Origin of the sequence: Synechococcus sp. Tobar12-5m-g (assembly GCF_024345415.1) — a bacterium.
Taxonomy (GTDB): domain Bacteria; phylum Cyanobacteriota; class Cyanobacteriia; order PCC-6307; family Cyanobiaceae; genus Regnicoccus.
On sequence record NZ_JAGQBB010000042.1, the window covers coordinates 1 to 9635 of the forward strand.

General features: G+C 63.8%; 8 protein-coding genes. All 8 read left to right on the plus strand.

All coding sequences use genetic code 11. The features are described 5' to 3' along the window. Positions 1-268 precede the first annotated feature (268 nt). The 8 genes from KBY66_RS15330 (at position 269) to KBY66_RS15365 (ending at position 9529) form a co-directional block, all read left to right on the plus strand. Positions 269-1459 (plus strand): glycosyltransferase family 4 protein, encoded by a 1191-nt coding sequence (locus KBY66_RS15330; protein ID WP_255090490.1) that lies wholly within the window; start codon positions 269-271, stop codon positions 1457-1459. Between the two features lie 476 nt (positions 1460-1935). After that, positions 1936-2583 carry a glycosyltransferase gene (locus KBY66_RS15335; RefSeq protein WP_255090491.1) on the plus strand — a complete coding sequence of 216 codons (648 nt, stop codon included), beginning with the start codon at positions 1936-1938 and terminating at the stop codon, positions 2581-2583. Between the two features lie 100 nt (positions 2584-2683). Continuing rightward, positions 2684-3868: a glycosyltransferase family 4 protein gene (locus KBY66_RS15340; protein WP_255090492.1), complete on the plus strand. Its 1185-nt coding sequence runs from the start codon at positions 2684-2686 to the stop codon at positions 3866-3868. Beyond that, entirely contained in the window at positions 3865-5193 is a 1329-nt protein-coding gene (locus tag KBY66_RS15345; protein WP_255090493.1) for a hypothetical protein, read from the plus strand. Before KBY66_RS15340 ends, KBY66_RS15345 begins: the two co-directional genes overlap by 4 nt. A 1-nt stretch (position 5194) precedes the next feature. Beyond that, on the plus strand, positions 5195-6265 hold the full coding sequence (locus KBY66_RS15350; protein WP_255090494.1) for a glycosyltransferase: 1071 nt from the start codon (positions 5195-5197) through the stop codon (positions 6263-6265). Then, positions 6262-7635, plus strand: a complete 1374-nt coding sequence (locus tag KBY66_RS15355) for a WcaF family extracellular polysaccharide biosynthesis acetyltransferase (RefSeq protein ID WP_255090495.1) — start codon at positions 6262-6264, stop codon at positions 7633-7635. The genes KBY66_RS15350 and KBY66_RS15355 overlap by 4 nt, the downstream gene beginning before the upstream one ends. Beyond that, the gene (locus KBY66_RS15360; RefSeq protein ID WP_255090496.1) at positions 7620-8540 is read left to right on the plus strand and encodes a hypothetical protein; all 921 of its coding nucleotides are present in this window, start codon (positions 7620-7622) and stop codon (positions 8538-8540) included. The genes KBY66_RS15355 and KBY66_RS15360 overlap by 16 nt, the downstream gene beginning before the upstream one ends. A gap of 5 nt (positions 8541-8545) precedes the next feature. Continuing rightward, positions 8546-9529, plus strand: a complete 984-nt coding sequence (locus tag KBY66_RS15365; RefSeq protein ID WP_255090497.1) for an MraY family glycosyltransferase — start codon at positions 8546-8548, stop codon at positions 9527-9529. Positions 9530-9635: the final 106 nt, after the last annotated feature.

The window sequence follows — 9635 nt, forward strand, 5'->3', positions numbered from 1 at the left end:
GCCCCATCCGCCGGCGGACATCAGCCTTGACGGCCTCGCTGTATGGACGCATTGGTCGGTTCCATCAGGCCCCCTGGTGATTGGAATGGTCGGGATGGAGAGGCTTCATCTTTCCTGGCAGAGGGGGACCAGCCACCAACCGCCTTGTGCCGTTTATGCCCGATTCCTATGCTGCCCATCCACACCGCGAAGATGACAACGTGCTCGCCATCCATGCCAGCGCTCTCGATCTAGCAGCGCGGCGGTTGTGTGGGATGCAGTGAGTTCCATGGCTGAGGCCTCCACGTGGGCGCGGCGCTTTGCCGTGCTGCAGGCCGGTGCTCGCATGCACTATGCCGTGCCGACCCTGTTGGCTCGCTCCAAGTCCTTAGCCGCCTTCTATACCGATCTGCATAGCAGCCACTGGCCGCTACAGGCGATGAAGGCGCTCTTGCCCCTCCGATTGCAACCCAAACCCCTCAGACGTCTGTTAGGTCGCCAACTGCCAGCTGATCTGCCGCGCCAGTTGGTGCGAGACCAGCCCTTTGCCAGCCTCACCGGGGCGCACCGAGGCGGCAGCAGTGATTCCCAGGTGCTCAAGCGAGCCTGCCGGGAGCGCTTCGCTGGGGCGAATGCGCTCTACACCAACTTCATCAACAACGACCTTGAGGCCGTTCAGCGCGCCAAGGAGCTTGGACTGCATGTGGTGCATGAGCTGATCATCGGTGCTGACGTGGGCCGAATCCTGCAGGAGGAGAGGCGGCGATTCCCCGGCATTGAGCCAGATGGTGAGAAGGAAGTGGTGGTTGAAGACGGCATCGCGCGCGATCGGCAGAAGTGGGCCCTCAGTGATCAGGTCCTGGTGCCATCGGAGTACTGCCGCCAAAGCACGATCGCTCTGGGCTGTGATCCGGCCAAGATCAGCGTGGTTCCCTACGGCATCCCTGAGCACTGGTTTGATCTAAAGCCCGATCCACAGCCTGGACGCATTCTGTTCGTGGGCCAGGTGGGCCTACGCAAGGGGAATCACGTCCTGGCTGAGAGCTGCCGGTTGCTCCAGTCCCGGGGTGTGGCCTTCGAGTGCCATGTGGCTGGGCCGCCCCAAGTGGATCTCAGCCTTCCCCTGTTTGAGGGGCCCACCTACCTCGGCCAGGTGCCCCGCAGCCAGGTGCGCGAGGAATTCCGCCGGGCCGATGTGTTTGTGCTCCCAACCCTGGCAGAGGGCATGGCATTGGTGCACCTTGAAGCCATGGCCTGCGGCGTTCCCGTGATCACCACCCCCCACTGCGGCTCAGTGGTGCGCGATGGCGTGGACGGTTTTATCGTGCCGATTCGCGATGCTCAGGCTCTGGCAGAACGTATCCACCAGTTACTTGAGGATCGGACCCTGCGGGAACGGATGGGGGCGGCGGCCAGGCAGCGAGCTCAGGAGTTCACCTGGAAGAGCTATGGGGAGCGATTGCTTAACGTGTTATTCTAAATGAAGAATTTTAAATTTTCGCGGGTTGGAATCGACGCTCGGTTTGTGATTGAGTGGGGTAATCCTCATGGCGCCTTATTGAGAGAGTTGCTCAAGGCAAATGGGGAAGAAATGCACCCTGTGCATTACTTTCTCTTCCATGTGCAGCCATTATTGGCTCCCCAGTCATGGCTGAAATGCTTGAATATAACTACAATTTTGGTAAATTGCCATGGGTCTAGTGAGCGCTGGGCTTACTTGAGGTTTATTGATTCAGCTTTATGCTCCTTTCACTTGGATTAGTTTCTTCGTCTATTCTATGGGCTTCCCCAGCGCGCTTGGCTTGCCGGAACGCCGATGTTGCACATGATTCATGACGTCGCTCAGCTCACTGTGCCCGCCCCTCTCATGTCAGATCGATTTGGAAACCCTGGAAGCGATTGCAGATTCTAGTTGGTTCCTGGATGTACGCAAGAATTGCAGAACGACCGATCACCGTGTACGAGCACTCCGCCGGTGAAATCAATCAGGTTCTGCGATTGCCTCGCTCACGCCTTGCGGTGGTGCCAAATTGCTTCTGGCCAGATCCAGTGCTGGATGAATCAGAGATTTCTCCGATGAGGCCTCACCTGCTTTTCATCGGTGTTCACTTGCCCACCAAGAATCTCCAAGGGTTGCTGAATGCCTGGCCAATCATCCGCGAACGCTTCCCCCACTCCCAGCTGGTTGTGAGGAGCAACCTCACAACTGAAGAGCAGGCTTCCTGTCCCGAGGGTGTGGTTGCCCAAGGGGAGCGTTTAGAGCGATCAGCTCTGGACGATTTAATCCGCACTGCCTCCGCCCTGGTGTGGCCCTCGTTTCACGAAGAATTTGGTCTGCCCGTTCTGGAAGCAATGGCATTGGGCACACCCGTTTTAGTGAGCCGGGGACCCGCATTGGAGGAAGTGGCTGGAGAAGGGGCACTTTTGTTTAACCCGGCTTCGGCTGATTCAATCACTGCTACTTGCTGCAAGGCGCTGGGCTTCACGCCCAGCCAGAGAGAAGAGCAGCGCCAACGTTGTAGGCGCCAAGCGGAGCAGTTCCTGCCTACTCGGATTTTACCTCAACTGCTACGATTGACCCAGCAAACGAGGCGTGATCAATGAACATGTTGAATGCTTTTTACACAAATGGATGGGATCAGTTAGAACATCACATAGATCGCTGACGTTGGAAGCGTCTGTAGCCTCAATTCGGCGAATCACAGTGCTAGCAGCACTGCACCGCATCGGCCCCTATCACGACATCCGGTTCCAGGCGGCGACAGCATTGATGGACCTCCAGGTACTGGAAACACGCCCGGCCAGCCAGGAGTATCCCTGGGAATTTACGCCGACGGGGAACTACGGCAGGCACCAGCTCCGGGGCGCTGCCGATCCCGATCGGGATGCCGCCAATCCGCTGCTGGATCGGCAACTCCAGGCCCTGCTCAACCGCCTCCAACCGGCGGTGGTCGTGACCACAGGGTGGTTGGACCGGGCCTACCACCGCCTGATCTGGCAGGCCCATCGCCGGGGCATCCCGGTGGTGCTGATCTCCGACAGCCGCCAGCGCGACGAACCTCGCACCTGGCCGAAGGAATGGCTCAAGCGGCAACTGTTGCACAGCTATGCAGCGGCCCTGGTGGCCGGCAGCGAAAGCCGCGCCTACCTGGAAACCCTGGATTTTCCAGCTCCTGGCATCTTTCAGCCCTGGGATGTGGTGGACAACGGGGCGTTTGCGGCTGGGGCCGAGCGTGCCCGCAGCCACCAGCTCCACGACCTGCCCATTCTCTCCAATCCCCATTTCCTGTGTGTCAGCCGCTTCGTGGCGAAGAAAAACCACAGTGGCTTGCTGGCTGCTTTCGGGGCCTACCAGCAACAGGGGGGATCCTGGGGACTCCGCCTGATCGGTGCCGGCCCACTGGAGTTGGAAATCCGCTCCGCCATTGCCTGCCTGCCCAATCCCAGCCGTGTTCGCATCGACCCTTTCCTGCAGTTGGAACCCCTCCAGGAGGCCTACGGCCGGGCCTCGTGCTTTGTGCTGGCCAGCCACAGCGACCAGTGGGGCCTGGTCGTGAATGAGGCGATGGCCGCCGGTCTGCCGGTGATCGTGAGCGCAAATTCCGGCTGCTGCATGGATCTGATCGATCCAGGGGTTTCTGGGTGGGTGTTCGACCCCGAACAGCCCCAGGTCCTCACGGCACTGTTGCATCAGGCTGAAGCTCAATCAAGAAGCGAACGTTCAATGATGGTGGCAGCCGGGTGCCAAAAACTGAAAAGATTCGATCCGCGAAGCTTTGCTGAGGGGCTGGCGCAAGCGGTGGCCTGGGCCCGAACGACACACCCCAAACAACGCAGCCAGGCCCGCCATGGTGCGCTTCTGGCCCGTTTGCTCAGCCACCAGCCATGACCGATCCCAGCCAGCTCAGCCTCGATGAATTCCTCCTGGTGGGTGGCCTGATCCTCCTGATTGGCTGGCAGGTGCAGCGGGCCCTGGGCAGCGCTGACTGGATCGAGATCTATTCGCCCACCATCATCCTGGCGATGGTGCTGTCCTATTACTGCCTGCTAGGGCCGCTTCTGGCCCTGGCCAAAGGTGAATGGTTCGACCGGGGCATCAACATTCGCGATGCGATGATATGGGGTTGGGGTGGGGCAGTTGTGTTCTACGCCTCGGTGCTGGTGGGCTTCAATCAGTTAGACACGCCACGATTCCAGAAGCATTTTTTGCTCGATCCCGAGCCCGAGGGATTGCATCGATTGGGAACCCGGCTTTGCGTGCTGGGTCTGGTCATGTTCACCTGTGTGGTTGGGTGGAGAATCTTCAGCCTGATCAGCCCCGTCCCCGACGGCGCAGTCCAGCAGGAGACCGGCCTGGATCTGGGGGCGATCGCCAACTACTTCGCCTATGCGGTGAACCTCCTCATCCCTGGGATCATTCTCATCTGGGCGAGCTGGGTTCGCACCCGTCGCCATACGCCGGCCCTGATCGGATGGCTGCTGATTGCCGTGGGGATCTACACCTCCCTGGGCTTCCGATGGCGCCTTGCGATCCTGGTGGGGCCCATGGTTCTGCTCTGGTTCCTCGTACGACGCCAACGTCCTGGGATTGCGGTGGTGGCGGCAGCGGTGGTGGTCTTAATTCTGGTTTCAGGATTGATTGGACTCTCCAGGGACTATGGACAGGGCTTGAATACCTCGTCGCTTGAAGGCCGAACGGCCCAGGACTATTTCGACTCAGGGTTAGTGGAGAGCGGTGTATTCTTCACTACTGGCGGCGTGATGCAGACCACTCCCAAAGGATATCCGTTTGTGGGTGTTGATCCCCTGGTTGCCACCCTGCTGTTTCCTATTCCTCGAGAATTTTACCCTGACAAGCAATCCGCCGAATACGTCACGAACGCAACAGCTGCTTTTTATGGCAGTGCCAACCGTGCATCTGGATCGGCCATTCTCAACTATGCTGAATACTATCTCATGGCGGGTTGGCCATCACTGATCGGCCTCAGTGTGCTCCTGGGTTGGTTGATGCGATGTCTCTGGAACTGGTTTCTGCTCCGACGACACGAACTTTTCGCCCAGTGTATCTATATTCTTTCCGCCTGCTTTCTCTACGTGGTGGTGAGCCGCGGCTATCTTCCACTGGTGGTGATGCTGTTCGGTTTTACCGTCTGGCCGCTTTTCTGGCTCTATGGCCGCGGCTCCGGTCCGCCGACCTCAGGCTCTTCCCCTTGATGTGAATGTCATTCACCTCAGCCACAGTGCCGGTGCCTCCGATGGTGGCATCGCCATTGCCGTGGCCGAACTGGTGGCAGCCCAGCAGCAGGCTGGCCTTGAGGCACGATGGGTCACGGCTGATCGATTCAAAGGCTTTCGCCGCGATCGACGACTTCGCCGTGAACTCTGCACGGCGGCCCCTGATCTTCTCCACATCCACGGCCTCTGGCGCAGCCCCACCCGCATCGCCCCAGCCCTGGCCGCCTCGGGCCTGCCGCTGCTGATCGCTCCCCATGGCATGCTCGACCCCTGGGCTCGGGCCAACAGCCGCTGGAAGAAGCGCCTGGTGTGGCAGCTGTGGGAACGACGAGCACTTGAAACCGCCCATTGCCTCCAGGCCCTCTGTCCGGCCGAAGCCGAGGCAATGGCCGCCCTCGGGCTGGCCACCCCGATCACCGTGATCCCCAATGGTGTGGCGATCCCCGACCGAAGTCAACCGCTTGCCGCCCCTCCCTGGAGCGATCGGGTGCCCCGGGGCGATCGGGTGCTGTTGTTTCTGGGCCGCTTCCACCCGAAGAAAGGCATCGGGCCCCTGCTGGAAGCCTGGAGCCAGCTGGCGACGGCCGCCGCCAGAGCTGGCTGGTGGCTGGCCCTGGTGGGCTATGGCGATGGGGGAAGACTGGCCGCCCGGGTGAGCTCTGAGGGGGTCGAACGCTGCCTGGTGCTCGGCCCCTGCTTCGGTGATGCCAAGAACGCCTGCCTCGCCGGAGCCTCCGCTTTCGTGCTGCCCAGTTTCAGCGAAGGGCTGCCGATGGCGGCCCTGGAAGCCATGGCCTGGCGCCTGCCGGCTCTGTTGAGCCCGGCCTGCAACCTGCCGGAGGCCTTCGGCGCCAGCGCCGCCTGGCCGGTGGCCGCCGATGGGGCCCAGCTGGTGGTGGGCCTGGGCAGGCTGTTCGCCGCTGGCGACCTCCAGCTTGCCCAGATGGGGGAGGCGGGCGAAGGCCTGGTGCGCAGCCAATACAGCTGGGACCAGGTGGCCAAGCAGACCCGGGAGCTCTACCGCCGGCTGCTGGCCGGATCAAGCCGATGATGCAGGACCTGGCGAACTACCGGCTGCCAAGCGACTGGACGCCCGGTGCCCCGCGTTGGAAGCTGGCGCTCTGGCTGCTGGTCGGCCAGGTGCTGCTCGCCTCGGAGCTGCCGGGGACCCCCTGGCGCCGCTGGCTGCTGATCTCCTTCGGGGCGCAGATCGGCAACGGCTGCCGCCTCAAACCCCGCCTGCGGGTGAAGTTTCCCTGGCGGCTGGTGGTGGGCGATCACTGCTGGCTTGGAGAGAACGTCTGGATCGACAACCTTGCGCCAGTGACGCTGGCGGATCGGGTCTGCCTCTCCCAGGGGGCCTTCCTCTGCACCGGCAACCACGACTACCGCAGCCCCGGCTTCGACCTGACCGTGGGCCCCATCCAGATCGGCGCAGAAGCCTGGATCTGCGCCAAGGCCTCTCTGGCTCCCGGGACTGAGGTGGGAGAAGCCGCCGTGATCGGGCTGGGTGCCGTGGCCTCCGGCAGGGTTGCCCCGGGCCAGATCATGGCGGGCAACCCGGCCGTGCCGGTGGGGCAGCGGCAGGCCAGGGAGTCCGCGCCGGGTCCATCGATCCTCATCGTTGTTCCCACCCTCGATTCCCACTCTCTCCTGCCGCGCCTGGTGGCCTCCCTGCGGGCCCAGACCTTTCCCCACTGGCGGGTGCTGTTCATCGACGGGCCCTCCAGCGCCGAGCACCGCGCCTGTCTCCAGCAGCTCTGCGCGTCGGATCAGCGCTTCAGCTGGCAGGAGCAGGATCCCGCCACGCCGGGGATCTTCGGGGCGATGAACCAGGGCTTCGCCCAGGCAAACCCCTCCGATTGGCTGCTGTTCTGGGGCAGTGACGACTGGGCCGCCAGCCCGACGGCCCTGGAGCAGGCCGCCGCCGCCAGCACCGCCTGCGATCTGCTGGTGGGGCAAGGGCGTTACGCCTCCCTGGACGCCAACGGCGAACCGATGCCGGGCCGCCGCACCGCCTTCCGCTGGCGTCACTCCTACCGCCTGTCGCTCTTCCTGGGCTCCACCCCACCCCACCAGGCCACCCTGATCGGCCCCGGCTCGCGCCAACAGCTGGCGTGCTACACCCCAGGTTTTCGGCTCTCCGCCGACCTCGACTACTTCCTGGAGCTTTCCCGATCCGAGGGGCTGAGGGTCAAGCTCTTGCCGGTGGAGCTGGTCCAGATGGCCGTAGCTGGCATCAGCGGCGTTCAGCATCGGCGCCGCCTGCAGGAGGTTCGGCGTGCCTACCGGCGTGCCTTCGGGCTGCTCTGGTGGTGCCCCTTCCTGCTCCGCTATCTGCAACGGGCGGGAAGCGCCGTCAGGCCCAGGCTGCGCGGGCTGAACTCGCGGGGGGAGGCCGAACCATGCCCAGACTGCTGATCTTCGGGGCCACCACCCCCGCCGGCGATGCCTGTCTTCGCCAGGCCATCGGCGACCAGGGCCTGGCGCTGGCCGTGGCGGGTCGCCGCCAACCGCCCGACCACCCTGCCGTGCCCTTCTTTTTCTGCGATCTCAGCGCGCCGTCTGCCGCTGCAGCCGCCTGGTCCGATCCCTCCCAAGAGGGGGAGCCGCTGGTGGCCGTGAGCTTCGCGCCGATCTGGCACCTGGCGCCCTACCTGGCCCGGCAGCTTGCCGCACAACCCGCCTGGAGCATGGGATTGCAGGGGGTGGTGGCCTGCTCCTCCTCGTCGGTGCTCACCAAGCGCTACGCCAGCAACGGCTTCGATCGGGCCCTGGTGCGGCGGCTCAGCCAGGCCGAAGCCCTGCTCCAAGCCAGCTGTGAGCACCATGGTCTGGCCTGGCAGATCCTCGCTCCCACCCTGATCTACGGCCGCAGTGGGACCTACACCGATCGCAACCTCAGCCGGCTGATGCCGCTGCTGCGTCGCCTACCGTTGGTGCCGGTGCCGAAGCCCACCGGCCTGCGCCAACCGATCCATTGCAGCCAGCTGGCGGCGGTGGCCCTGCACCTCGCCCGAGCCCTGGCCACGGGTGGGGGATCCGCCGATCTGCCCCGCCATCTGCCGGTCGGCGGCGACGACACCCTGAGCTACCAGGAGATGCTGGAGCGCCTGCAACGGCTTGCCAACCGTGGTGGCCGAACCACCCTGATTCCCGTGCCGGCCCGCCTGATCTACGCCCTCGCGGCGCCCCTGCTGCTGGTGTCACCAAAACGCTTTGAGGCGGTGCTGAGGATGGGCGCGGATCTGAGCGGCTTCATGGCCGCCCATCAGCTCCTGCAACGGCCGCCGGAACCCTTCCCCCTCCACCCGTTGGCCCCCTGAGCCCGGTGACACTTCCGCTGCCATGGCTCCACACCCCCCAGGCCGCCTGGCCGTTGACGGTGTTGTCTGCCCTGCTGAGCTGGGGATTGCTGGGCGCCCTGCTGCCGCAGCTTCGCCGGCGCCTGCTGGATCAACCCAACGCCCGCAGCTCCCATCAGGTGGCAACACCCCGTGGGGGCGGGGTGTCCTTCGTGGCCGTGACCTGCGGCCTGTCCCTGGTTTTGGCCCTGGTCGGTGACGGCTCGGCAGCCCCCGGAGCCGCCTCCCGGCTGAGCTGGTTGCCCCTGATCTGCGCGCCCCTGGCCCTCACCGGCTTCCTCGACGACCAACACGATCTGCCAGCCGCCCTTCGCTACGGGGTCCAGACGCTCACCTGCCTCGGCCTGCTCAGCGTGGCCTCTTTGGCCGTCCCCTGGTGGCTCCTGCCGATAGTATTGATCGCCGCCACGGCGGTGATCAACTTCATCAACTTCATGGATGGGCTCGACGGCCTGGTGGCGGGCTGCCTGGCGGTGGTGTTCACCGTGGCGGCCCTTCAGTTCAGGGCGACGGCAACCTGGAGCCTCGTGGGGGCCCTGCTGGGTTTCCTGGTGTGGAACTGGAGCCCGGCCAAGGTGTTCATGGGCGATGTGGGCAGCACCTTCCTGGGGGCTGCCTTTGCAGGAACGGTGCTGCAGGCGACGGATCCCGCCACTGCCCTGGGGCTTCTGCTGGTTGGATTTCCCTTGCTCGCCGATGCCCTGATCTGCGTGCTGCGCCGGGCAGCGGACGGGCAGCCCGTCTTTGAGGCCCACCGCCTTCATCTGTTCCAGCGCCTGAATCAGGCGGGGTGGCCCCATGGGCGTGTGGCTGGCCTCTACCTGGGCGCCACTGCCCTGGGCGGACTTGCCTTCCTCGCCAACGGGCTGGCGGGGATGACCTGCATGGTAATCGTTGATATGCTCGCAGGGATATGGCTTGAATTGCGGCTAGGAGCCTGTTGCGCGTAGATCGCGACCTGATCTCTCCACGGACGCCCATGAATCTGCCCAGATCCTTGTGACTGCAATGGATCTGGACTGGAGAATGGGGCATGCCCAAGTCCTTCCGCCCCTG